Origin of the sequence: Bacillus sp. FSL K6-2819 (assembly GCF_038008305.1) — a bacterium.
GTDB lineage: Bacteria > Bacillota > Bacilli > Bacillales > Bacillaceae > Bacillus > Bacillus amyloliquefaciens.
This window is the reverse complement of the sequence record NZ_JBBOYV010000001.1, coordinates 2,256,957-2,278,805: the sequence shown is the minus strand read 5'-3', so window position 1 is coordinate 2,278,805 and position 21,849 is coordinate 2,256,957. Positions and strand designations below refer to the sequence as shown.

Below are 21,849 nucleotides of genomic sequence, written 5' to 3'. Positions count from 1 at the left end.
AACGTGTTAAATTTAAAGCAGATTGAATATTGTCTTGATAAAATCAGCGATATGTTTCCGCACGCAGAATGTGAACTTGTCCATTCAAATCCTTTCGAACTGGTTGTGGCAGTCGCTTTATCTGCGCAATGTACGGATGCTCTCGTCAACAGAGTGACAAAAACGCTATTTCAAAAATATAAACGGCCCGAAGATTATTTGGCCGTACCGCTGGAAGAACTCCAGCAGGATATTAAATCAATCGGACTGTACCGAAATAAAGCCAAGAATATTCAAAAGCTGAGCAAAATGATTATCGAAGAGTACGGCGGAGAAGTGCCGAAAGACCGAGATGAGCTTGTGAAGCTGCCGGGTGTCGGACGGAAAACGGCAAATGTGGTCGTGTCCGTTGCTTTCGGTGTACCTGCAATTGCAGTAGACACTCATGTGGAACGGGTCTCGAAACGGCTTGGCATCTGCCGCTGGAAGGACTCTGTATTAGAAGTAGAGAAAACATTAATGAAAAAAGTGCCGAAAGAGGATTGGTCTGTCACACATCACAGACTAATATTTTTCGGGCGCTATCATTGTAAAGCGCAATCCCCCCGCTGTGCGGAATGTCCTTTGCTTTCGCTATGCAGGGAAGGGCAGAAGCGTGACAAAAAAGGACTGGTGAAACGGTGACGGCGATTGACATTCTGGCAGGCTATGAAACATACCTGCGCAGTCTTACAGATCTGGAAAACCTCGAGATCAAAACGGTGCTGCGCCGCCATCCGCTGTATATGGATTTCAGCGGCCAGCCGAAAGTGCAGCCATGGAGGGAAAGGAGTGAATATGTTCCGTTTCTTTTTCAGATTTGGAACGAGACGAAAGAAGCGCTGCTCCCCGTTTTTCAAACAAGGAAATCGAGATGTGATCAAAACGACATGCTGAAAGGGATCGTCTGTCTGATTGCCGCTTTTCATTGGACGGCAGGGGAGCGGGTCACATCACTCGATTGGTCTGTCCTTGAAACAAAGCATTTTCCCGCGGAACCGATTAATTGGGCGGAGAGAATGGCGTTTATTTTAACAAAACCGACTCAATTTCACTCGTTTATTCAGCTGGATGAATTAATGACGGAGATGAAAAAGCAATATCATAAATATGAAGTCATGAACAAATTATAAAAAACCTCCTTTTCTCTTAAGGAGGTTTTTTTGCATGAAAAAATCCTTCACCTGTTTGAGGTGAAGGATTTCGCACGCTAATTAGCGGTATTTGACTGGATGGTTGACGAATTTGACTGGCCGTTGACAGTTGAAGATGAGTCTTGGTTTTTATCCTTCTGGCCGCTGTCAGGATTTTTTGAACCATCTGAACCGGTATCGGAACTATTGTCAGAGCTGTTATCTTGCTGTCCGTTGTTATCCGTCCCGTTACCAGGCTGATTCGGATTGTTATTATCCGTTTGATCCTGATTGGATTGATCCGGATTTTTATTCGGGTCATCAGTAGGTGTTTGATCCGATCCGTCTGACGTATCCGTCTGATTGTCGTCCGTTTTTGAATCATCGGTTTGGGTCTTGTCTTTATCCTTATCATCAGGTTTCTGTTCATCGTCAGTCGCTTTATCTTTATCTGCATTGTCTTCTTCATCTTTCGGAACTTTGAAAGATGCTGATGCCGTATCGCTCTTTCCGTCATCATTTTCCGCTGTCACCTGGAAGCTGTATGTGGACCCAGGGGTGACATCTGAGACGACGGCTTCTTTTGCCGAACTGTTTTGAATGTCGCTGTAGCTTCCGCCATCAACAGATTGTTTGACATTGAATGTTGCATCACCATCATAATCCCAGCTTAAGTTTAATGATTTTTTGTCTTTGTCGTACTTCACTTGCAAGCCTGTCGGTTTATTGGCTTTTTCTTTCTTGTACGTTTTAGAAACGGCAGTAGGCTCCGTTCCTTTCACGAAGTACTCCGTCACTTTTTTATCATCCGGCGTATTCGGTCCGGCTAAAGCGGCGGGGTTCGAGCCTTTCTCAACTGTTTCTTTCACGACGCTGTCAGGCTGCTTGAAGCTTCCTTTACCGTCATCAACATAGGAGATCAGCTTTTGGAAAATCCGTTTTGCAACTTGCTGGTCTGCATAAGATAATGATTTTTTACCTGCTTTGTTACCAGACTCAACACCGGTCCAAACCGCCGCTGTATATTGAGGGGTGTAGCCGACAAACCATGAATCCGGTACTCCGCCTGGAGCAATGTTATATTTTTGAATATCCTCTTTAGTAAAGTTTGTCGTACCCGTTTTACCGGCGACTTCCACGTTCGGTACTTGAGCCAGTTTACCCGTTCCTGACTGCACCACTGTTTTTAGCATATCGGTAATCATGAATGCCGTGTAATCGCTCATAGCACTCTTCGGTTTCGGTGTTAAATCAAGCTTAGTTCCGTCATTAAATTCAATCGATGTGACCGCGTGCGGTTCATTGTACGTTCCGTTATTTCCAAAAGCGCTGTAGGCACCAGCCATAGTCAGCGGGGAAACGCCCGGGTTATCAGCTCCAAAACCGCCGATCGAATAAGATTCTGTTACACTGTCTTTGTTTAATCCTAGTCCTAAGTCGTTTGCGAAGTCGACGGCATTATCTTTACCTGCTGCTTGGAATGCCTTCAGAGCAGGAATATTACGTGAGTCTGAGAGAGCCTCTCGCATTGTTATCATTTGTCTGTATTTATTGTCATAGTCATGAATCGGAGTGCCGTCAGAGTACGTATAGGCTGAGTCATCAATCTGCTCATACGTCGACCATTTTTTATTTTCAATGACCGGACCGTAATCAAGAATCGGTTTTATCGTTGAACCTGGCTGGCGTTGAGTGTCTGTCGCGTAGTTAAATCCCCCGGCAGTTCTGTTTCGTCCTGCTCCGATGGCGCGGATTTCTCCGTTTGTCGTATCAAGGAGGGTGACGCCGCCCTGCATGCCTTGGGTAAAGCCGACTGTGTCGCCGTTCATCAATTGATCAAGATAATCTTGTGCTTTCGTATCAAGAGTCGTGTAAATTTTTAATCCGTCAGTTGAAATATCGACGTCTTTCTTTTCTTTTGTCTCAATTTCTTTCATAACTTCTTCGACAAAAGCGCTGTATTTATTTGTGTCCTTTTTATCGTATTCCTTTTGGCTGACGACGCCTTCATCTTTCATGGACACTTTCTTTGCTTTTTGGTATTCAGAATTTGAGATAAATCCTTGTTTTTCCATTAAGCTGAGAACGATGTTCCGGCGTTTTTCAGAAGCCTTCGGATTTTTAACCGGGTTGTATCCGGTCGGACTTTGCGGCATTCCGGCAAGGGTTGCTGCCTGTTCAACCGTAAGCTTGCTCAAATCTTTCACGCCGAAAAAGTCTTCAGCGGCTTTACCGACGCCGTAGGCGCGCGGTGAGAAATAAATTTTGTTTAAATACATTTCTAAAATTTCATCTTTAGAATAATGGCGCTCCAGCTGCAGTGAAAGCCATACTTCCTGAGCTTTCCGTTTAATCGTTTTCTGGTGGGTCAGAAGCGAGTTTTTCACAACCTGCTGGGTGATTGTGCTTCCGCCTTCTGAACCGAAACCATCCGTAAAGTTGGCGACCAAGGCGCCTCCGATCCGGATCGGGTCTATTCCGTGGTGCTTATAAAAACGGGCGTCCTCTGTTGCGATAAAAGCTTCCTTCACAACATCGGGTATATCCTTAATCGGGACGTAGGTTCGTTTTTCGCCGCCCACTTCCGCGATTTCTTTGCCGTTTTTATCGTAAATTGTTGAAGAGTAAGGCGTTTTCAGCTTGGCTTCGTCCAAAGACGGCGCACCGGAAACTAAAACGGCAAATGCCGCAGCTCCGCCGACTATGCCGAGGACAAACAGAATAACCAAGGACAGTACAATCTTTTTGAATAAACCGCCTTTACGCTGTTTCTTGCCTTTTTTCGGTGAAGAAGGCTTGGGGCTTTTCGTCTGCCTTGCCTTTCGGCGTTCTTCACGGCTCTTAAATTGATCTGACATAACATCTCAACCTTTCGTTAATCAACCTTTCGCTCAGTCTACTGTTCCTGCGAAAAATAAAGCTGTTCAATAATACTAATATAATCAATTCTCGGTGAGTATCCAAGGGAAATCGGAAAGGAAGCATCTTCTAATTCGTCTTTGCGAATTGACTTTCTGCCGTTGTTCTCCTTTCTTTCCCAAAAGACAAACAGCTTGTCAGCTTCGAGGAAATAAACCTTTTCGAAAGCGGATATAATAACAAAACAAATGCCGTCTTGCCTGACTACCTGCTTCATATGCTCAATCTGATGATCATGAAAATTCTGCAGGGGAAATGCCGTTTTGTTTTTTGTTTCTTTTGCCTCAAAATCAATGTAGCGCCCTTTATAAATTCCGTTGTAATCGGTTGTCGAAGACTGCTTAAAATAAGCTTCCTTAATAACTGCGGCGCTTCTTTTCGGATAATGGACGTTTACAATCTGGACGGGTGTCGGCTTTTTGTGAATGACAGCAATTTGGTTAGCCAGATAATATTGATTCGTTTCATTCAGGTCGTCTTCGAGGGTCATGCCGCGATTACTGTATGAATGGGACCGTTTCTGGCTGTTTTGGGATGAAACCGTTTTGTTCGGCTGAAAAGTTTTTCCATTCGGATACCGAATCACTTTTTCCATCCTCCTTATCAAACTAATAGTGACGGAAGTGAATGAACGTGCATAAACGACAGACCGTAACCGCCATTCTTCGCCAGATTGAAAAAGAGACGAAAAGAAAAAATGCCGATAACGTTTCCCGGACGAATGCCTATAAAGCATATTATGACCGCCACCCTGAGATCAAGTGGTCGCTTTTGGCATCCTTTGTGTCCCGCAATGCGGGCTGGTCGATGACTGATTTAAGAGGCATTCTCTACCAGGAGGGCCTTGACAGCAGGCAGAAAAACTGGTTTTTCCTTTCGTATGAAAGGGCGAATTGGCTTATTTTTTCTGATGCCTATCCTCAGCTTCTGGTCTACCAGTGGTCAAAACAAATCGGCGAACCTCTTTTCCGCCATCTCCCTTATTTCCGCGTCTCGGCTTTTATGCAGGAAGAATGGCTCCGTTTTTGGCGTGACGGAGATACGGAACGGCTCATGTATGCTCTTATTATAAATGAACAAAACACTATCCAAGCACCTATTATACAAAATCCTTCGTTTAAAAAGAATGTTTTTGGCACGATTCCTTTTTATTTAAGTGATTGGTTTCACTTTAATACGGTGATATTTCCCTCATTTGACGGATGTTTATACGGAATTTCCGTCAAACGGTTCTCAAAAACGGAAGAAAGAATTACGCTCGGAAAACAGCTTGCCCGTCTTTTGTTCAGCCCTGATCTTCACGCTTCTTTTTACCGATTTCTTGATACCGTTCCTCATACCGGCTCTCGCTTTGATATGGAGAAAATGATCGGCATCAAAAAAAGAACATCACCGATGCTGAGGACAACCTATCCCATTGTTGCCCACTCATTAGACGGCAAAAAAACGGATTGGTTTCAAAAAAGGTTATGGAAAGGGGCTTTTTTACAGGAGAAAATGCCGGAACAGCTTGAACTGACCGACTGGTATTTACAGAAAAGACGTGAGCTCCATGCGCTTTTCGCGGTAAAAGAGTGGCTGACGAAATGAAAAAGCCCGAAACCGTTCGCTGCGGTTTCGGGCTCTGGTGTCTTACGTGGAAGGGCGGTTTGGGCCGCCTAATTTTTTATCAAGCGTATCAGTTGTTTTTGCTTCATTTTTTTGCTGTTTACCTGCATTTTTCGGTCTCGTTTTCATACGGCACCTCCTCAACTGTATCGTTTGCATTAACGTGCCGGTTCATACAAAGTTTGCGGCACTTTTTTGTCGAAAAGTCCGCCTTTTAGGATAATCTCTGTTTGTTTGCCGAACTCCTTCTAGTTTTGTCATGTGCGGAGGAGAGCGGTATAAAAACGAGAATTATATTCGGAGAGACGCAAGTGATAAAAGGGAGGAACATGAATGTCTGTTTACACGAGTAAGGCCGATATTCTCCGTCTGCTTTCTGATATCGAAGTCCGGATTTCTGCCGCTGAAAAGACACTTACCAAGGCAGTTAAGTCCTGTCAGGCGGAAGCTGAAGAAATCAGGCAGGAACGGCTTGCCCGCCTTGAGGAAGAGGCCCGCGAGCTTCATGTTTGTATTGATGATCTGTTTTTGCCTGACCGGCGTAAAGATTTGCCGAGAGCCTGCCGGATTAGCTGATTTTGTGCGAAATCTTTGGTACGATATGTACTGAGGTGAGTCCGTTTGCAGACACAGTCGTTATTGGAACTGACAGAACAAATGATAGAGGCGGCTCTTGAAGCCGAAAGTAGGTATCAGGAAGGAAAAGAAACCGGCCGTTCATATGATTTTTTTGACATCATTAAACCTGACGTTGAAAAAAAAGACCGGCTTTGCGCGTTTTGGACTGAAGCAGCGCTTGCGTTTATTCAGGAAAACCGTCCGAAATACGTTCATCATGCACAAATTCAGGCCGTTACAGAAAATTTCGGAGAGCTGATGCTCCAATCATATGTTCATCATATTCATAAAAAAAGATACAAGGATTTAACTGAATCTGTTTTATATACGCTTCGTATACTAAGGGATGAAATTGAAAAAGAAGGCAGCTGAAAATAGCTGCCTTCTTTTATATAAAGGGGGCGGGTATGTTATTCATACGCCGGGTTTTCTGCTCCACTTGCTTCGAGAACCTTCATACTGTTTCGAAATTCGGTTGCCGTGAGATGGCCTTGAATATAGAGAAACTTTGCAAAGTCCATCAGTTTATCTGCACAATCTGTTTCATATTTTTTCACTTCTGCAAAACGTTTTCTTAAGTATGATACGTTCATAATGGTGCATCCCCTCTCATGTATGTTGAGATTATGTTAACATAACGATTCGACTTTTTTCTGTTTTTAAAAAATTAAGACTTTCGACAGCATTTGACAAAGATGAGGCTCTCCGAAAGCACATAACCAAGGCGGAATTCATACATATATAGAAGAAAACTTAGTGAGAGGTATAGGGGGAATGTCACATGCAATGGAGAGCGCAGCCATATCAAAATATGTACCAGCAGCAGCCAATGGGCTATTTCTATCCGCAGCAGATTCAGCCGTTGCAGCAGCCGTTGCAGCAGCCGTTGCAGCAGCCGTTGCAGCAGCCATTGCAGCAGCCATTGCAGCAGCCGTTGCAGCAGCCATTGCAGCAGCCGTTGCAGCAGCAGTATCATCAGCAAGGGCAGTTTCCGCCGCAATTTTATCCAAATCAGGAATATGGTCAAATGCAGCAGACGTATAATCTCGCTCCTCCTCAGGCAGGCATGCCCGGGGGACCGCCGGGATTTGTGAATCCTTACCCCGTTCCCAGACCGAATCAGCAGCAGCCTTCCCAATTCTCAGGCATACTCTCTCAGTTTAAAAAGACGAACGGACAGTTTGACTTTAATAAAATGATGGATACGACAGGGCAGATGGTAAGCGCCGTAAACCAGGTCGGATCGCTTGTGAAAGGATTTACCAGTATCTTTAAATAAAAAGCATGAATGATAGATATCATTCATGCTTATTTTTTAGGGAAAAAGAGGGTAAGCGTCTGCTCATTCCAGGATGTTTCCATATCTTCTTCACGCACTTCATAAGGGAGGACAACGGTTCTTGTCATGCTTGAAGACATATGGGATGAATGCGCCTGCTTATGATCATGCCGAATAGTCACGTGAAGGTAGCGTTCTTTCGTTTCCACCAGCATATCCCCGTCACGGAATGTCTGAGGGATGCTGATGTCAACTGAGAGGCCCGCAGGCTCTTCCCTGACGTCAATCGTCACTTGTGCTTCAGTGAAAGCCGAATTGACAAGATGCTGAAAGCCCTGCATCAATTCTGAGAAGGTGCCTGATTGAAAAAATTGATCCATCGCATGGCTGATGATGTCTTCATTTCTTTCTAAATAACGTTTATCGTTTTCATTTTGATCCATATGACCACCGCCTTTTTACAACAGACTATGCGATGTTATCCCGTATGGTTAAGAATTGAAGGAAAAAAGAAAGTATGGTTAAATAGTGGAGAATAAACTGGTAACGGATTCAGATTTAGGAAGGGAGCACAACACATTGCTGAAAAAATTATTCGGATTGGGAGACAGCCGGAAAAAGCCGGCCGAGGAAGTGATTTTTTCTCCGGCTGACGGAGCGGTGATGGATTTGGCTTCAGTGCCGGATCCCGTATTTTCACAAAAAATGATGGGGGACGGGATCGCCGTCGAACCTGCAAACGGAGACATTGTTTCACCGGTTGAGGGGGAAGTGATTCAGCTGTTTCATACAAAACACGCTGTCGGCATCCGCACCCTTTCCGGAGCGGAACTTTTGATACATGTCGGTTTAGATACCGTAAACATGAACGGCGAAGGTTTTGAAGCCCATGTAAAAGAGGGAGACAAAGTCAAGACAGGCGACCTGCTTTTAACCTGCAATCTGGATTTAATAAAAGAAAAAGCAAGCAGCACCGTCATCCCTATGGTAATTATGAACGGTGATGCCGCAGAGCCTTTGCAATTTGCAGGCGCAAATGAGGCGAAAAAAGGACAAACAGAGCTTTTTACAATAAAAATGAAGTAGGCAGGGGGCTATTCCCCTGCTTTTTTTCTTGTGCAGTATTTTCATCTAGCCAGGCAAACAAATATTCGGTAAACTGTACCTCATAAAGAGGTGTGGACGATGAAGAAAAAATCACTGAGCGAACTGATTCAGGAATTAAAAGATCATGAAAATATTGTGCATTGGCATGAAGAGGAGCCGCGGGAGGCGAAAACCATGCCAATGCCGGATAAGGTAAACCCGAAAATCCGGGCGGCTCTCAAAAAGAGGGGGATCGAGCGGCTGTTTACACATCAATACTCCGCTTTTCAAACGGTTCAAACCGGAGAAAGCATTGTGGCCGTCACACCGACGGCCTCCGGTAAAACTTTGTGCTATAATCTTCCGGTTCTCCAGTCTATCGCGGAAGATTCCTCAAGCCGCGCGCTTTATTTATTTCCGACAAAGGCGCTCGCGCAGGATCAAAAAAGCGAGCTGAACGAAATCATAGATGAGACGGGCATGGACATCAAAAGCTTCACTTATGACGGCGATACCTCTCCGGCCATCAGGCAGAAGGTCAGAAAAGCCGGACACATTGTCATTACAAATCCCGATATGCTTCATTCAGCGATTCTCCCCCACCATACAAAATGGGTGAGTCTGTTTGAAAACCTGAAATATATCGTCATTGACGAATTACATACGTACCGCGGCGTATTCGGCAGCCATGTGGCGAACGTCATCCGCCGTTTAATGAGAATCTGCGCTTTTTACGGAAGCACGCCGTTATTTATCTGCACATCCGCCACAATCGCCAATCCGAGAGAATTGGCGGAGCAGCTGACGGGAAATTCTGTGAAACTGATTGACGACAACGGTGCCCCGAGCGGAAGAAAGCACTTTGCTTTTTACAACCCTCCGATTGTGAATAAACCGCTGCATATTCGAAAAAGCGCCACTGTGGAAGTGAACGAACTTGCCAAAACGTTTTTGAAAAATAAGATTCAGACGATTGTTTTTGCAAGAAGCCGTGTCCGGGTTGAAATTATTTTAAGCCACATTCAGGAAATCGTAAAAAAAGAAATCGGCGCGAAGTCTGTCAGAGGCTATCGCGGCGGATATCTTCCGAAAGAAAGAAGAGAAATAGAGCGGGGGTTAAGAGACGGCAGCATTCTCGGTGTTGTCAGCACAAATGCACTGGAGCTCGGCGTTGATATCGGCCAGCTTCAGGTCTGTGTGATGACGGGATACCCGGGCAGTGTCGCGAGCGCATGGCAGCAGGCGGGCCGGGCCGGACGGCGGCAGGGAGAGGCGCTGATTGTAATGGTGGCGAATTCTGATCCGATTGACCAATATATTGTGCGCCATCCTGATTATTTCTTTAAACGCTCTCCAGAATCTGCACGGATAAACCCTGATAATCTCATTATACTGGTCGATCATCTGAAATGCGCTGCGTATGAGCTGCCTTTCAGAGCCGATGAAACATTCGGAGAAAATGATGCAAGAGACATTCTCGAGTATTTAGAGGAAGAAGGCGTCCTTCACGAAAACCGTGAACGCTATCACTGGGCGAGCGAATCATTTCCCGCTTCAAACATCAGTCTCCGTTCGGCCTCACAGGAAAACGTGGTCATCGTTGATCGGTCAGAAACGGCTGATGTAAAAATTATCGGAGAAATGGACAGATTCAGCGCGATGACGCTTCTTCATGATGAAGCGATTTATCTTCATGAAGGAGTGCAGTACCAGGTTGAAAAGCTTGATTGGGAGCACAAAAAAGCATACGTGCGAAAAGTCGATGTCGAATATTATACGGATGCCAATTTAGCGGTGCAGCTGAAAGTGCTGGAAATTGACAGATCAGAAAGCAGAAGGAAAACGGCCATACATTTCGGTGACGTGACAGTAAACGCTCTTCCGACGATATTTAAAAAAATTAAAATGACGACATTTGAAAATATAGGATCAGGACCGATTCATCTTCCTGAAGAAGAGCTGCATACCAGTGCAGCGTGGCTTGAATTAAAAGAGACGGATTCGGAGATCGGTGAAAAAACGCTTGAACAGCTCCTTTTAGGCATTGCTCACGTCCTGCAGCATATCGTGCCTGTATACGTCATGTGCGACCGAAATGATGTACATGTCGTGCCGCAGATCAAAGCCGCTCATACGGGATTGCCGACAATCTTTCTGTATGATCATTATCCGGGCGGAATCGGACTTGCTGATGAAGTATACAAACGATTTGATGAAATCAATGAAGGGGCTGAGCGTCTGATCAGACAATGTCCATGTCAAGACGGATGTCCTTCCTGCATCGGCTCTGAAATAGAGGGAATTGATGCAAAGAAAGCGATTCTCCGGCTCTTAAATTACGTGTAAAAGAAAAGGGGGACGAGAGATGTCCTTGAAAAATAAATTAAAGCGGATGAAAAACCACCTGAATCTCCCGGAAACTGAGAAAAAGCCGGCAGCTTCTTCGCTTCCGGTGCCTGATATTCAAGTCCCGTTTAGAGAAGATTGGGAGGCATTGGGAGTGAAGCCTTTCTTCTTTGAGGATGAATACTGCCTTATCCGTGAAACCGTCTATCCGCTTTCGCACCGCCACGGACGGTATAGCTTCAATGAACTTGATGACGTCATGGCGTTATGGAATAAAGGCGGTTTGACGCATACTTTATCAGCCGAAGGATACGAAAAAAACCAGCTGTTTTTCTTTGATACGGAAACGACCGGACTTGGCGGCGGGGCCGGCAATATGATCTTTTTGCTCGGTCATGCGAGAGTATATGAAGACCGTGTTATAGTAAAACAGCATCTGCTTCCCAAGCCGGGAAACGAGGCGGCTCTTTACCAAAGCTTTTTGAGTGAGGTTGATATTACGTCCCTTGTGACGTATAACGGCAAAGCCTTTGATTGGCCGCAGGTAAAAACAAGGCACACATTGCTTCGGGACAGGCTTCCGAAACTTCCTGAATTCGGCCACTTTGATCTTCTGCACGGGGCGAGACGGCTTTGGAAACATAAATTAGAGCGTGTATCGCTTTCGGCTGTTGAAAATGAAGAGCTGGCCTTTAAAAGGGATGAAGATACACCCGGGTATTTGGCTCCAATGCTGTATTTCCAATTTTTAAAGGCGGAGGACCCGGCTCTCCTGGAAGGAGTGCTCTCCCATAATGAACAAGATGTGCTCTCCCTTATCGCTCTTTACATTCATATGTCAAAAAAGATTTTTGCCTCCTCTGATCAGACGTCAGAACGTCAGGAAGCGTACGCCATGGCGAAGTGGTTTATCGCTCATAAAGAAACCGATCGCGCTGTTTCGCAGCTGGAAGCGCTGCAAGGCAAAGACTTTGAAGATTCGGATCGGGCCCTTTTTGACTTAGCGATGCTTTATAAAAAACAAAACCGAAGGCAAGAAGCAGTGCCCCTTTGGGAGAAACTGACGGACTCCGCTCTTCACATATGCAGACATCAATCAGCGGTAGAGCTGGCAATCTATTTTGAGCATCACGCAAAAGATTTCAAAAAAGCTCTGCAGGCCGCGCAAAAGGCTGCAAAAGACGATGAAATATCGGAAAAAGAAGCCGAGAAACTCCAAGTGAGAATTGCCCGGCTGAGGAGGAAATATTCCTCTTGAAATATTGCCCGGGAAAGCGCAAAAGCCGAGCTGTTTCGCCAAAAATATTTTTTTCTGAATCCGCATCGATTTTGTTGTAGAATGGTGCCGCATCCTGTAAAATAGCGTTAGTTATTTATAGGGGAGAGTTGGTATGTATAAAGGTGTTTTTTACTTGTTCTTTGTCGTGGTTTTTTTGATTGCGTTTGTATTTACGAATTTTAAAGACAGCTTGCTGATGCATTTCTAAATTGGGTGATTGAATTAGAACATGCACCCGCTTTTCTTCATAACTTAACAGTGTAATAAAAGTTAATGGAGAGGGGATTTAGCATGTTTCATCATCATCATCATCATTGTTGCCCAAACGTAATGCCGCCGATTGTCCATCCGACTAATTGCTGTGAACACCTTTGTTTTACTAACACAGTTGTGCCGCATATTCATCCGCAACATACAACTAACGTAAATCACCACAACTTTGAGCACGTTCATTACTATCCGCATACTTTTTCAAATGTTGATCCGACGACACACCAGCATTTTCAGTGCGGAAGCCCTTGCTGCGATTATTAGTATTGAACGCTTAAGCAAAGTCGGTAAGGATATCAATCAAAATGGGGCCCGATGGGGAGCCCCATTTTTTAAGCAGGTGATCAATTGAAAGTATTAGCCGTAACGGGGTACAAGCCGTTTGAACTCGGTATCTTTAAACATGATGACCGGGCGCTTATTTATATAAAAAAGGCGATAGAAACCAGACTCAGAAGCTTTCTTGACGAAGGCTTGGAATGGATTCTCATATCCGGACAGCTGGGGACGGAGCTTTGGGCGGCAGAAACGGCGTACGATCTCAGAGAAGAGTATCCGGAATTAAAGGTTGCCGTTATCACGCCGTTCTACGGCCAGGAGGAAAAGTGGAAGGAACCGAATAAAGAAATGTATGAATCGGTGCTTGCACAGGCAGATTATGAGGAGAGCCTGACGCATCGGCCGTACGAAAGCCCGCTTCAATTCCGGCAGAAAAACGCGTTCTTTATTGAAAAGTCAGACGCGCTTTTGCTTTTATATGATCCGGAGATGGAAGGGTCGCCGAAATATATGCTGCAGCAGGCGGAAAAACGCCGCGAAAAAGACGGTTATCCGATTTATTCGATTACGATGGACGATCTCCGGGCTGCCGTTGAAGAAGAAGACTTCTTTACATAACATGCCAGAGAACATTTGACAACGGGACGTGTTTCTGAATAAAATATAACATGATGATTCACGATACGAGGTGAAAAAGATGCTTGCTGATAAAGTAAAGCTTTCTGCGAAAGACATTTTGGAAAAAGAATTTAAAACAGGTGTTAGAGGTTACAGACAAGAAGACGTTGACAAATTTTTAGATATGATTATTAAGGATTATGAAACTTTCCATCAAGAAATTGAAGAACTGCAGCAGGAAAATCTGCAGCTGAAAAAACAGCTTGAAGAAGCAAGCAAAAAACAGCCGGTGCAGTCCAATACGACCAACTTTGATATTCTGAAAAGGCTGTCCAACCTTGAGAAACATGTATTCGGCAGCAAGCTTTATGACGAATAAGACAGATGCACTTGTCAAATGAGACAAGTTGCTTTATAATGAACAAGTGTTCTTAACGTTCGGGTAATCGCTGCAGATCTTTGAATCTGTAGAGGAAAGTCCATGCTCGCACGGTGCTGAGATGCCCGTAGTGTTCGTGCCTAGCGAAGAAATAAGCTAGGGCAGCCTTGATAGGCTGACGGCAGGAAAAAAGCCTACGTCTTCGGATATGGCTGAGTATCCTTGAAAGTGCCACAGTGACGAAGTCTCATCAGAAATGATGAGAGTGGAACGCGGTAAACCCCTCGAGCGAGAAACCCAAATTTTGGTAGGGGAACCTTCTTGAAGGAACTGAACGGATAGAAGGACAGAATACTTTCTGTAGATAGATGATTGCCGCCTGAGTACGAGGTGATGAGCCGATTGCAGTACGACGGAACAAAACATGGCTTACAGAACGTTAAACATTTATTGATATGACAAATTAGAGCTCTCCTTTAAAGGGGAGCTTTTATCTTGAATGAAACGAAAGCTGAAAAGAGACAGGGTGATACGATGAAGAAGTACACACTAATAGCGACGGCGCCGATGGGAATTGAAGCGATTGTCGCCAAAGAAGTGCGTGATTTAGGATATGAATGCAAAGTAGACAACGGAAAAGTCATTTTTGAAGGAGACGCGCTTGCGATCTGCCGCGCTAACCTATGGCTGCGGACGGCTGACCGCATTAAAGTACAGGTCGCCGAGTTTCAGGCAAAAACGTTTGATGAGCTGTTTGAAAAAACAAAAGCGATTGACTGGCGCGCATATATTCCGGAAAACGCAAAGTTCCCGGTAATCGGAAAGTCCGTGAAATCAGTACTTGCCAGTGTGCCTGACTGCCAGCGCATCGTCAAAAAGGCGATAGCGGAAAATCTGAAGCTGCAATCAGGAAAACAAAATGAATGGATTGAAGAAACGGGTCCCGAGTACAAAGTGGAGATTTCGCTTTTGAAAGATAAAGCCGTCATCACGCTGGATTCATCAGGAACAGGTCTTCACAAACGGGGATACAGGGTTGATCAGGGCGGAGCTCCGATTAAAGAAACGCTCGCTGCGGCGTTAGTTCTGTTAACCAACTGGACGCCTGACCGTCCGTTCGTTGATCCGTTCTGCGGTTCCGGCACGATAGCGATTGAAGCCGCCTTAATCGGGCAAAACATTGCTCCCGGATTTAATCGTGATTTCGTCTCAGAAGACTGGGAATGGATCGGAAAAGAACTGTGGGACAAGGCGCGTCTTGAAGTGGAAGAAAAGGCGAACTATGATCAGCCGCTGCAGATTTTTGCAAGTGACGTGGATCACCGGATGGTAAACATCGCCAAAGAAAATGCAGAAGAAGCGGGGCTCGGGGATCTGATTGAATGCAAGCAAATGCGGGTGCAGGATTTCACGACGAAACTCGAATTCGGCGTAATCGTCGGAAACCCTCCGTACGGCGAACGGCTCGGCGAAAAAAAGGAAGTCGAGCGGATGTATAAAGAAATGGGCCGGGCATTCGAATCTCTTGATACATGGTCTGTTTACATGCTGACGTCAAATGAACAATTTGAAGAAGCCTACGGAAGAAAAGCGACAAAAAAACGCAAGCTCTTTAACGGTTTTATTAAAGCGGATTATTATCAGTATTGGGCAAAAAAGAAAAAAACAATTTCAAAAATATAGTCCCTTTTATAGCAGAATTTTTGTGACAACATGATTTTAAAAATAGGTTATGAATAAGTCTTTCAAGTTATAGCCGAAAAACAGGAACTAGTGTTCTTGTTTTTCGGCTATTTATTATACTTTTAAATATAAATATCTGTGAGGTATTGTTGGATAATAAAGTAAATACATAAATTGGCTGTAAATTTCCTCAAAATAAAGAAAAAACCTTAATGGATTTGCTTTTTTATAAGTATCTTTAGTTTACTAATTTCTTAAAATTTACCTACTAGTCTTGATATATATATAATATCGTTTTATAATATTTTATGTAAAAATATGAAGGAGTTGGAATTAATGAAAAAAGTATCGAAAATCTTGATGGGTGCTTCTGCATTACTGATAGCAGGGTCTACTTTTATTTGCAGTCCTAAAGCAGAAGCAGCCATGAGTTCATGGCAAACAGTTCATGGAATTAAAGGTTGTGAAGCTAGGGTTTGGACTGACGCAACAACGTATACAAGAAATGCTACTTCTATTGATGTATATGCTCAGACAAATGGAAAATGTGGGACATTGAACTATCGAATGGGTGTTACCACCTTAGATGGAGAATACAATATTGGTGATTTTTCCTATAAAGGTTCATTCTCGAATAAAACACCTGTTAAGAAGTTTTATTTTAGTAAACTACTAAAACCTGGATTTAAAGAGAGATGGCAGGTTAATGTTGAGTTATACAAAGGTGGGAAAATGAAAGATGCAGTTCAATCTAAAACTATTTATGTGGAGAAAAGAAAATAGTCAGAAAAAATTTCATTAGAAATAATTTTAAAAGGCTGTCGAATATCGACAGCCTTTTAACATCTTTACGTTTTATTCTGCCATTACCAGCGGTGCGCTTTTGCGTTGCTCCGTAAAATAATGTTGGTCTGGGACATTTCGGTGTGGCCGTTCACTTGCGATTTAGAGCGTTTCGGCCGCGTCCAATTGTGATGAAACAATTCAGAATGCTGATCTAATCGATCTTTATAACTCATGTAACCATCACTCCCGGATAGAATAAATTTGTGAAGATGGATATTCGATCGAATATCTGTTGTAGTTTGTGCAGGTCAGGTGCGGATCATTCAGGAAGGCATGTATAGAAAGTGAGGCATCGGCATAGAATGATGATTATTTCTATTTGAGAGGTGATCTTATTTTATGCTGAACAGTGAGTACTTCAGTAAAATACAAAAGGCGTTAGAAGCAACTGCGTCCCAGCTGCAGGAAGCCGGAGCGGAGCTAGATCCTTCCGCCGTGACACACGCACAGGAAAATCTTGAAAATGCGGTAAAACACACACATTCAACAGACCATCCGTTTTTATGTTCACATGTCATTAATCGGAAATAACAATTACAAAAACTTGGCGCGGCCAAGTTTTTTTGTTGTATTGAAAAGGGTTAAATGATATTATAGATGGTCTGAATGCCGAATAGTTAGGGGTTGGAGTTGGGTGACAACATCACGTTTGCCTTTTGCTTTAACAAAAGAAAAGAATTTTTACGAAGAATTGAACAATTGGATTGGTGACGTGTTTTACGATATCCTTCCCGAAAAAGGCTTTGACCTTCGGGATGAGCAGGTATTTATGGCGTTTCAGCTTGAACGGGCATTTAAAGAGAAAAAGGTCATGTTCGCTGAGGCAGGAGTCGGTACGGGGAAAACGCTGGTGTATCTGCTGTTTGCCATCAGCTATGCCAGATATACGGGGAAACCGGCCATTATTGCATGCGCCGATGAAACGTTAATTGAACAGCTTGTCAAAAAAGAAGGCGATATTTCCAAGCTGACAGAACATTTGGATTTACAGATTGATACAAGGCTGTCAAAATCCCATGAGCAGTACCTGTGTCTGAAAAAGCTTGAGAAAACGATGCAGCGTTCTGATGATGAAAAGTGGCTGGATCTTTATGAGTCGCTGCCTTCATTCGTGCATGAATCACAAGCGATGCAGCGCTTTTATCCGTACGGCGACCGCAAGCAGTACGCTGATTTGACGAATGAAGAGTGGTCAAGCGTAAGCTATGATTCCTTCCAGGATTGTTTAACATGTGATATGAGACATAGATGCGGTTTAACACTTTCAAGAGATCATTACAGAAAATCAACGGATCTGATTGTTTGTTCCCATGATTTCTACATGGAACATGTATGGACAGAAGAATCACGCAAAAGGGAAGGGCAGCTGCCGCTTTTGCCGGATCACAGCGCCGTCGTGTTTGACGAAGGGCATCTGCTGGAATTCGCCGCGCAAAAAGCGTTAACCTATCGTGTGAAGCAATCGACGCTTGAGCTGTTTTTAGAGCGCCTGCTTCAAAATGACATCAGGGAGGAATTTGCCGAATTGATTGAAGATTCCCTTGCCGCAAATGATGAGTTTTTCTATGTGCTGTCAGAGGAATCGAAGGAAATCGCCGGCTCCCACCGATTGGATATCCAAAACGACCAGCGCGTTAAGCGTGCAGCTGACGAACTGTGCCGTCTGCTTGATAAAATCGGCGAGGCGCTCGTATTTGAATCCGAAATGTATACGATTGATAAGTACGAGCTGTCAGTCGTAGAAGAATACGTCGAACAAATGGCATATTCACTTTCGCTGTATCAAAAGGATGCCATCAGCTGGCTTGAAAAGCAGGATACAGACTCAACATTTGTCGTGATGCCGAGAACTGTAGCCGAAGTGCTGGGAGAAAAGGTCTTTTCTAAAAAGATCCCTTATATTTTCTCATCAGCCACTCTTTCTGAGGGCGGTTCATTTGATTATATTGCAGACAGTCTTGGAATCCGCGATCCTTTATCATTTACCGTTGAATCTCCGTACGACTACGAGGAGCAAATGTCTGTTACGCTTCACGGTGATATGACGTCTGAGCAGAAAACAGCGAGAACCATTGAAACGATTAAGGAGAATGAAGGCCGCACCCTCGTTCTTTTCCCTTCTTTTGAAGATATGAAGGAATTTAAAGAACAGGCTGCCGCATGGGAACTGCCGTATCCGATATACTACGAAGGTGACGAAGAGATCAGCAGCCTGGTCGAAAAATTTCAGCGGGATGAAGAATCAGTGCTTTGTTCCGTCCACTTATGGGAGGGTCTTGACATTCCGGGTGACTCACTCCGAAATGTGACCATTTGGGCGTTGCCTTATCCGCCGCATGACCCTGTATTTACCGCAAAGCGGAACGGAGCGAAAAAAGACCCGTTTGAGGAAGTTGATCTGCCGTACATGCTGCTGAGAGTCCGGCAGGGAATCGGCCGCCTTATCCGCTCTAATCAAGACAGAGGAACCATATCCATTTACGCGGGCGGAGAAAGCGAACGGGTTCTGGCCGAAGTCAAAAAGGTCTTGCCTGTTACACCGAAAATCGTATAAAAACACATGCTGCGGGATTTTCATCCTGCGGCTTTTTTTAAATCCGGGAAGTTGACTTTATCACGGCGTTCCATTAGCCTGTAATTGATAGTGAAAAGGGAGGGAACGGTTATGGATTTACATACATATGAAAAAGAATTTTTTGATCTGCTGAAAAGGGTATCCCACTATGAAGAAGCCATTGCGCTTATGCATTGGGACTCAAGAACGGGAGCCCCGAAAAAAGGCTCTGATGACCGTGCGGAAAGCATCGGTCAGCTGTCGGCTGACGTTTTTCAAATCCAGACATCCGACCGGATGAAAGAGCTGATTGACATCCTTCTCGCGCATGCCGAAGAGCTGCCTGAAGATACAGTGAAAGCGGCGGAACTTGCAAAAAAAGATTATGATCATAATAAAAAAATTCCTGAAGATGAATATAGAGAATACGTCATTTTGACATCGAAAGCTGAAACGGCTTGGGAGGAGGCAAGGGCGGCTTCTGATTTTTCTATGTTTGCTCCTTACCTTGAGAAGCTGATTGATTTTAATAAGCGGTTTATTTCTTATTGGGGTTATGAAGACCACCCGTATAACGCATTGCTCGATATTTTCGAACCGGGTGTTACGGTAAAGGTGCTGGATCAGCTGTTTTCTGAATTGAAGGAAGCGATTATTCCGCTTGTCAAAAAAGTGACGGCATCCGGCAATAAACCGGACACCTCCTTTATAACAAAAACATTTCCGAAAGAAAAACAAAAAGATCTATCATTGTATTTCTTAAAAGAGCTCGGATATGAGTTTGACGGCGGCCGCCTGGACGAGACGGTGCATCCGTTTATGACGACAATCAACCGCGGCGATGTGCGGGTCACGACCAGATATGACGAGAACGATTTCCGCACCGCGATTTTCGGAACGATACATGAATGCGGGCATGCGATCTACGAGCAGAATATTGACGAAGCGCTTAGCGGAACGAACTTATCTGACGGTGCATCCATGGGCATTCATGAATCCCAATCGTTATTTTATGAAAACTTTATCGCCAGAAATCAACATTTTTGGACCGCATATTATGAAAAAATGATTGAGGCTTCGCCTGATCAATTTCAAGATGTAAAAAGAGAGGATTTTGTACGCGCCGTCAACGAGGCGAAACCGTCCTTTATCCGAATTGAAGCCGATGAGCTGACATATCCGCTTCATATTATTATCCGTTATGAAATTGAAAAAGCGATTTTCAGCAATGAAGTGACAGTTGAAGAACTGCCTGCATTGTGGAATCAAAAATATCATGATTATTTAGGCATTACGCCGCCATCTGACGCGAAAGGCATTTTGCAGGACGTTCATTGGGCAGGCGGAGATTTCGGTTATTTCCCTTCCTATGCGCTCGGATATATGTATGCGGCTCAGCTGAAGAATACCATGCTTGACGATCTGCCTGAATTTGATCAATTAATAGAACGGGGCGATTTTGAGCCGATCAAGCAATGGCTGACAGAAAAGGTTCATCAGCACGGAAGACGTAAAATGCCGCTAGACATCATTAAAGATGCAACGGGAGAAGAGCTGAACGTCCAATATCTTATTGAGTATCTCGTCGGCAAATATTCAAATTTATATTTATAAACGAAACGCCCGGTATACGCCGGGTGTTTTTCTAAAAATTCCAAAAAGACGAATAATAGAAACTGATTCTTTGTAAAAGTTCGGAAATATTCAAATTTCTCTATGCAAAAGGACTGTATCTTGTTATAATTTGATTAATATCATACGAACACTCATATAATCGCGTGGATATGGCACGCAAGTTTCTACCGGTCACCGTAAATGACCGACTATGAGTGAGCAATGGGACGGCTTTCATTCGCCGTTACGTGTAGATTATTCGGCATTGCTTGCTCTTTTTTGAGAGCGGGCAATGCTTTTTTTATTTTATATAAGCGGGGGTAATCATTGTGGAAGCATTAAAACGAAAAATAGAAGAAGACGGAATCGTTCTTTCTGACCAAGTGCTGAAAGTTGATTCTTTTTTAAATCATCAAATTGATCCGGTTCTCATGCAGCAGATTGGTCAAGAATTTGCGCGCCGTTTCGAAAAAGACGGTATCACAAAAATCGTCACGATTGAATCTTCGGGCATTGCCCCTGCGGTGATGGCCGGTCTTGAGCTCGGTGTTCCCGTCATCTTTGCGAGAAAAAGGAAGTCTCTCACGTTAACGGATGATCTGCTGACGGCGTCCGTCTATTCTTTTACGAAAAAAACAGAAAGTCAGATTGCCGTCTCCGGCAGTCACTTATCTAAAGAAGACCGCGTGTTAATCATTGACGACTTTTTAGCGAACGGACAGGCGGCAGAAGGGCTTTTGTCCATCGTGAAACAAGCTGGTGCAGCAGTTAGCGGAATCGGCATCGTTATCGAAAAATCATTTCAGCCGGGAAGAGATGAGCTCGTGAAAAAAGGATGCCGGGTCGAATCACTGGCGAGAATTCAATCGCTTGAGGACGGAAAAGTGACATTTGTACAGGAGGTCCGTTCATGAAAAACGGCTATGCCAAAACACTTTCCCTCGGTATTCAGCATGTGCTTGCCATGTATGCCGGCGCTGTTGTCGTTCCCTTAATTGTAGGAGCGGCACTGGGGCTGAACGCAAAACAGCTGACTTATCTCGTTTCAATTGACATTTTTATGTGCGGGGCGGCTACGCTGCTTCAAGTGTGGAGAAACAAATTTTTCGGCATCGGCTTGCCCGTTGTGCTCGGCTGTACGTTCACAGCGGTGGCGCCGATTATTTCCATCGGTAAGGAATACGGGATTTCAGCTATTTACGGAAGCATTTTGGCATCAGGTCTGCTAGTCATTCTGCTGTCTTTTTTCTTCGGCAAGCTCGTCGCCTTTTTTCCGCCTGTCGTAACCGGATCTGTTGTAAGAATTATTGATTGAGTACG

Annotated in this window: 24 protein-coding genes, 1 other RNA gene, 2 pseudogenes and 1 riboswitch; of the genes and pseudogenes, 21 read left to right on the top strand and 6 right to left on the bottom strand. The window is 44.3% G+C overall.

Features of this window, described 5'->3' with window-relative positions:
* Nucleotides 1–3: 3 nt before the first annotated feature.
* Nucleotides 4–663: an endonuclease III gene (nth, locus tag MHH91_RS11750; RefSeq protein WP_013352648.1), complete on the top strand. Its 660-nt coding sequence runs from the start codon at nucleotides 4–6 to the stop codon at nucleotides 661–663.
* Nucleotides 660–1,151, top strand: coding sequence for a YpoC family protein (locus tag MHH91_RS11745; RefSeq protein WP_013352647.1), 492 nt, complete (start codon nucleotides 660–662; stop codon nucleotides 1,149–1,151). The genes nth and MHH91_RS11745 overlap by 4 nt, the downstream gene beginning before the upstream one ends.
* 77 nt (nucleotides 1,152–1,228) lie before the next feature.
* Here MHH91_RS11745 and MHH91_RS11740 read toward each other — a convergent pair whose 3' ends face one another.
* Nucleotides 1,229–4,009 (bottom strand): PBP1A family penicillin-binding protein, encoded by a 2,781-nt coding sequence (locus tag MHH91_RS11740; protein ID WP_013352646.1) that lies wholly within the window; start codon nucleotides 4,007–4,009, stop codon nucleotides 1,229–1,231.
* 38 nt (nucleotides 4,010–4,047) lie between these two features.
* Complete coding sequence (recU, locus tag MHH91_RS11735) at nucleotides 4,048–4,656, bottom strand: Holliday junction resolvase RecU (RefSeq protein ID WP_014470057.1); 609 nt, start codon at nucleotides 4,654–4,656, stop codon at nucleotides 4,048–4,050.
* A gap of 41 nt (nucleotides 4,657–4,697) precedes the next feature.
* Here recU and MHH91_RS11730 point away from each other — a divergent pair, with 41 nt between their 5' ends.
* Nucleotides 4,698–5,660, top strand: coding sequence for a DUF2515 domain-containing protein (locus MHH91_RS11730; protein ID WP_013352644.1), 963 nt, complete (start codon nucleotides 4,698–4,700; stop codon nucleotides 5,658–5,660).
* A 42-nt stretch (nucleotides 5,661–5,702) separates the two neighbouring features.
* Here MHH91_RS11730 and sspM read toward each other — a convergent pair whose 3' ends face one another.
* On the bottom strand, nucleotides 5,703–5,807 hold the full coding sequence (gene sspM / locus MHH91_RS11725) for an acid-soluble spore protein SspM (protein ID WP_013352643.1): 105 nt from the start codon (nucleotides 5,805–5,807) through the stop codon (nucleotides 5,703–5,705).
* Nucleotides 5,808–6,011: 204 nt separating this feature from the next.
* Between sspM and MHH91_RS11720 the strand changes: the two genes are divergently transcribed.
* Nucleotides 6,012–6,254, top strand: coding sequence for a DUF5446 family protein (locus tag MHH91_RS11720; protein WP_013352642.1), 243 nt, complete (start codon nucleotides 6,012–6,014; stop codon nucleotides 6,252–6,254).
* 45 nt (nucleotides 6,255–6,299) lie between these two features.
* Complete coding sequence (locus MHH91_RS11715) at nucleotides 6,300–6,668, top strand: YppE family protein (RefSeq protein WP_013352641.1); 369 nt, start codon at nucleotides 6,300–6,302, stop codon at nucleotides 6,666–6,668.
* 38 nt (nucleotides 6,669–6,706) lie between these two features.
* On the opposite strand, the gene MHH91_RS11710 is transcribed toward MHH91_RS11715, so the two are convergent.
* Entirely contained in the window at nucleotides 6,707–6,889 is a 183-nt protein-coding gene (locus MHH91_RS11710; RefSeq protein ID WP_003153532.1) for a YppF family protein, read from the bottom strand.
* Nucleotides 6,890–7,077: 188 nt separating this feature from the next.
* On the opposite strand from MHH91_RS11710, the gene MHH91_RS11705 reads away from it, so the two are divergent.
* Nucleotides 7,078–7,575: a YppG family protein gene (locus MHH91_RS11705; protein ID WP_061573792.1), complete on the top strand. Its 498-nt coding sequence runs from the start codon at nucleotides 7,078–7,080 to the stop codon at nucleotides 7,573–7,575.
* A gap of 29 nt (nucleotides 7,576–7,604) precedes the next feature.
* Here MHH91_RS11705 and MHH91_RS11700 read toward each other — a convergent pair whose 3' ends face one another.
* A complete protein-coding gene (locus MHH91_RS11700; protein WP_014470060.1) occupies nucleotides 7,605–8,018 on the bottom strand; it encodes an Hsp20/alpha crystallin family protein in 414 nt (137 codons plus the stop codon).
* 136 nt (nucleotides 8,019–8,154) lie between these two features.
* Between MHH91_RS11700 and MHH91_RS11695 the strand changes: the two genes are divergently transcribed.
* From MHH91_RS11695 to MHH91_RS11650, 10 genes and pseudogenes are all read left to right on the top strand, one after another.
* Nucleotides 8,155–8,661 carry a PTS sugar transporter subunit IIA gene (locus tag MHH91_RS11695; RefSeq protein ID WP_013352638.1) on the top strand — a complete coding sequence of 169 codons (507 nt, stop codon included), beginning with the start codon at nucleotides 8,155–8,157 and terminating at the stop codon, nucleotides 8,659–8,661.
* A 99-nt stretch (nucleotides 8,662–8,760) separates the two neighbouring features.
* Complete coding sequence (locus tag MHH91_RS11690) at nucleotides 8,761–11,007, top strand: DEAD/DEAH box helicase (RefSeq protein WP_013352637.1); 2,247 nt, start codon at nucleotides 8,761–8,763, stop codon at nucleotides 11,005–11,007.
* Nucleotides 11,008–11,026: 19 nt separating this feature from the next.
* A complete protein-coding gene (locus MHH91_RS11685; RefSeq protein WP_013352636.1) occupies nucleotides 11,027–12,265 on the top strand; it encodes a ribonuclease H-like domain-containing protein in 1,239 nt (412 codons plus the stop codon).
* Nucleotides 12,266–12,386: 121 nt separating this feature from the next.
* Nucleotides 12,387–12,494, top strand: a pseudogene (locus MHH91_RS11680) (hypothetical protein); the annotation flags it as partial.
* A gap of 83 nt (nucleotides 12,495–12,577) precedes the next feature.
* Nucleotides 12,578–12,820, top strand: coding sequence for a spore coat protein CotD (gene cotD / locus MHH91_RS11675; protein WP_080558537.1), 243 nt, complete (start codon nucleotides 12,578–12,580; stop codon nucleotides 12,818–12,820).
* 84 nt (nucleotides 12,821–12,904) lie between these two features.
* On the top strand, nucleotides 12,905–13,453 hold the full coding sequence (locus MHH91_RS11670) for a DUF1273 domain-containing protein (protein ID WP_013352634.1): 549 nt from the start codon (nucleotides 12,905–12,907) through the stop codon (nucleotides 13,451–13,453).
* Between the two features lie 79 nt (nucleotides 13,454–13,532).
* Nucleotides 13,533–13,832, top strand: a complete 300-nt coding sequence (gpsB, locus tag MHH91_RS11665; RefSeq protein WP_003153541.1) for a cell division regulator GpsB — start codon at nucleotides 13,533–13,535, stop codon at nucleotides 13,830–13,832.
* A gap of 55 nt (nucleotides 13,833–13,887) precedes the next feature.
* Nucleotides 13,888–14,269: RNase P RNA component class B (rnpB, locus tag MHH91_RS11660), an RNA gene on the top strand.
* Nucleotides 14,270–14,366: 97 nt separating this feature from the next.
* Nucleotides 14,367–15,515: a THUMP domain-containing class I SAM-dependent RNA methyltransferase gene (locus tag MHH91_RS11655; protein ID WP_041915622.1), complete on the top strand. Its 1,149-nt coding sequence runs from the start codon at nucleotides 14,367–14,369 to the stop codon at nucleotides 15,513–15,515.
* Between the two features lie 336 nt (nucleotides 15,516–15,851).
* Nucleotides 15,852–16,298, top strand: a complete 447-nt coding sequence (locus MHH91_RS11650) for a hypothetical protein (protein ID WP_013352632.1) — start codon at nucleotides 15,852–15,854, stop codon at nucleotides 16,296–16,298.
* A gap of 83 nt (nucleotides 16,299–16,381) precedes the next feature.
* On the opposite strand, the gene MHH91_RS11645 is transcribed toward MHH91_RS11650, so the two are convergent.
* On the bottom strand, nucleotides 16,382–16,534 hold the full coding sequence (locus tag MHH91_RS11645; protein ID WP_003153548.1) for a YpzG family protein: 153 nt from the start codon (nucleotides 16,532–16,534) through the stop codon (nucleotides 16,382–16,384).
* 166 nt (nucleotides 16,535–16,700) lie between these two features.
* Here MHH91_RS11645 and MHH91_RS11640 point away from each other — a divergent pair, with 166 nt between their 5' ends.
* The 5 genes and pseudogenes from MHH91_RS11640 to MHH91_RS11620 form a co-directional block, all read left to right on the top strand.
* The gene (locus tag MHH91_RS11640; protein ID WP_013352631.1) at nucleotides 16,701–16,892 is read left to right on the top strand and encodes a hypothetical protein; all 192 of its coding nucleotides are present in this window, start codon (nucleotides 16,701–16,703) and stop codon (nucleotides 16,890–16,892) included.
* A gap of 103 nt (nucleotides 16,893–16,995) precedes the next feature.
* Complete coding sequence (locus tag MHH91_RS11635; protein WP_013352630.1) at nucleotides 16,996–18,915, top strand: ATP-dependent DNA helicase; 1,920 nt, start codon at nucleotides 16,996–16,998, stop codon at nucleotides 18,913–18,915.
* A gap of 111 nt (nucleotides 18,916–19,026) precedes the next feature.
* Entirely contained in the window at nucleotides 19,027–20,529 is a 1,503-nt protein-coding gene (locus MHH91_RS11630; protein ID WP_013352629.1) for a carboxypeptidase M32, read from the top strand.
* 132 nt (nucleotides 20,530–20,661) lie between these two features.
* Nucleotides 20,662–20,761: riboswitch (purine riboswitch) on the top strand.
* A 97-nt stretch (nucleotides 20,762–20,858) separates the two neighbouring features.
* Nucleotides 20,859–21,443, top strand: coding sequence for a xanthine phosphoribosyltransferase (gene xpt / locus MHH91_RS11625; RefSeq protein WP_013352628.1), 585 nt, complete (start codon nucleotides 20,859–20,861; stop codon nucleotides 21,441–21,443).
* A pseudogene (locus tag MHH91_RS11620) lies at nucleotides 21,440–21,838 on the top strand (solute carrier family 23 protein); the annotation flags it as partial. The gene xpt and the pseudogene MHH91_RS11620, both read left to right, overlap by 4 nt.
* Nucleotides 21,839–21,849: the final 11 nt, after the last annotated feature.

Bases quoted from the DNA above. Each gene is read 5' to 3' on its own strand.
- MHH91_RS11740 (WP_013352646.1), bottom strand. From the start codon at position 4,009: ATGTCAGATCAATTTAAGAGCCGTGAAGAACGCCGAAAGGCAAGGCAG.
- MHH91_RS11730 (WP_013352644.1), top strand. From the start codon at position 4,698: ATGAACGTGCATAAACGACAGACCGTAACCGCCATTCTTCGCCAGATT.
- sspM (WP_013352643.1), bottom strand. From the start codon at position 5,807: ATGAAAACGAGACCGAAAAATGCAGGTAAACAGCAAAAAAATGAAGCA.
- MHH91_RS11720 (WP_013352642.1), top strand. From the start codon at position 6,012: ATGTCTGTTTACACGAGTAAGGCCGATATTCTCCGTCTGCTTTCTGAT.
- MHH91_RS11710 (WP_003153532.1), bottom strand. From the start codon at position 6,889: ATGAACGTATCATACTTAAGAAAACGTTTTGCAGAAGTGAAAAAATAT.
- MHH91_RS11705 (WP_061573792.1), top strand. From the start codon at position 7,078: ATGCAATGGAGAGCGCAGCCATATCAAAATATGTACCAGCAGCAGCCA.
- MHH91_RS11700 (WP_014470060.1), bottom strand. From the start codon at position 8,018: ATGGATCAAAATGAAAACGATAAACGTTATTTAGAAAGAAATGAAGAC.
- MHH91_RS11690 (WP_013352637.1), top strand. From the start codon at position 8,761: ATGAAGAAAAAATCACTGAGCGAACTGATTCAGGAATTAAAAGATCAT.
- MHH91_RS11685 (WP_013352636.1), top strand. From the start codon at position 11,027: ATGTCCTTGAAAAATAAATTAAAGCGGATGAAAAACCACCTGAATCTC.
- cotD (WP_080558537.1), top strand. From the start codon at position 12,578: ATGTTTCATCATCATCATCATCATTGTTGCCCAAACGTAATGCCGCCG.
- gpsB (WP_003153541.1), top strand. From the start codon at position 13,533: ATGCTTGCTGATAAAGTAAAGCTTTCTGCGAAAGACATTTTGGAAAAA.
- MHH91_RS11655 (WP_041915622.1), top strand. From the start codon at position 14,367: ATGAAGAAGTACACACTAATAGCGACGGCGCCGATGGGAATTGAAGCG.
- MHH91_RS11650 (WP_013352632.1), top strand. From the start codon at position 15,852: ATGAAAAAAGTATCGAAAATCTTGATGGGTGCTTCTGCATTACTGATA.
- MHH91_RS11645 (WP_003153548.1), bottom strand. From the start codon at position 16,534: ATGAGTTATAAAGATCGATTAGATCAGCATTCTGAATTGTTTCATCAC.
- MHH91_RS11640 (WP_013352631.1), top strand. From the start codon at position 16,701: ATGCTGAACAGTGAGTACTTCAGTAAAATACAAAAGGCGTTAGAAGCA.
- MHH91_RS11630 (WP_013352629.1), top strand. From the start codon at position 19,027: ATGGATTTACATACATATGAAAAAGAATTTTTTGATCTGCTGAAAAGG.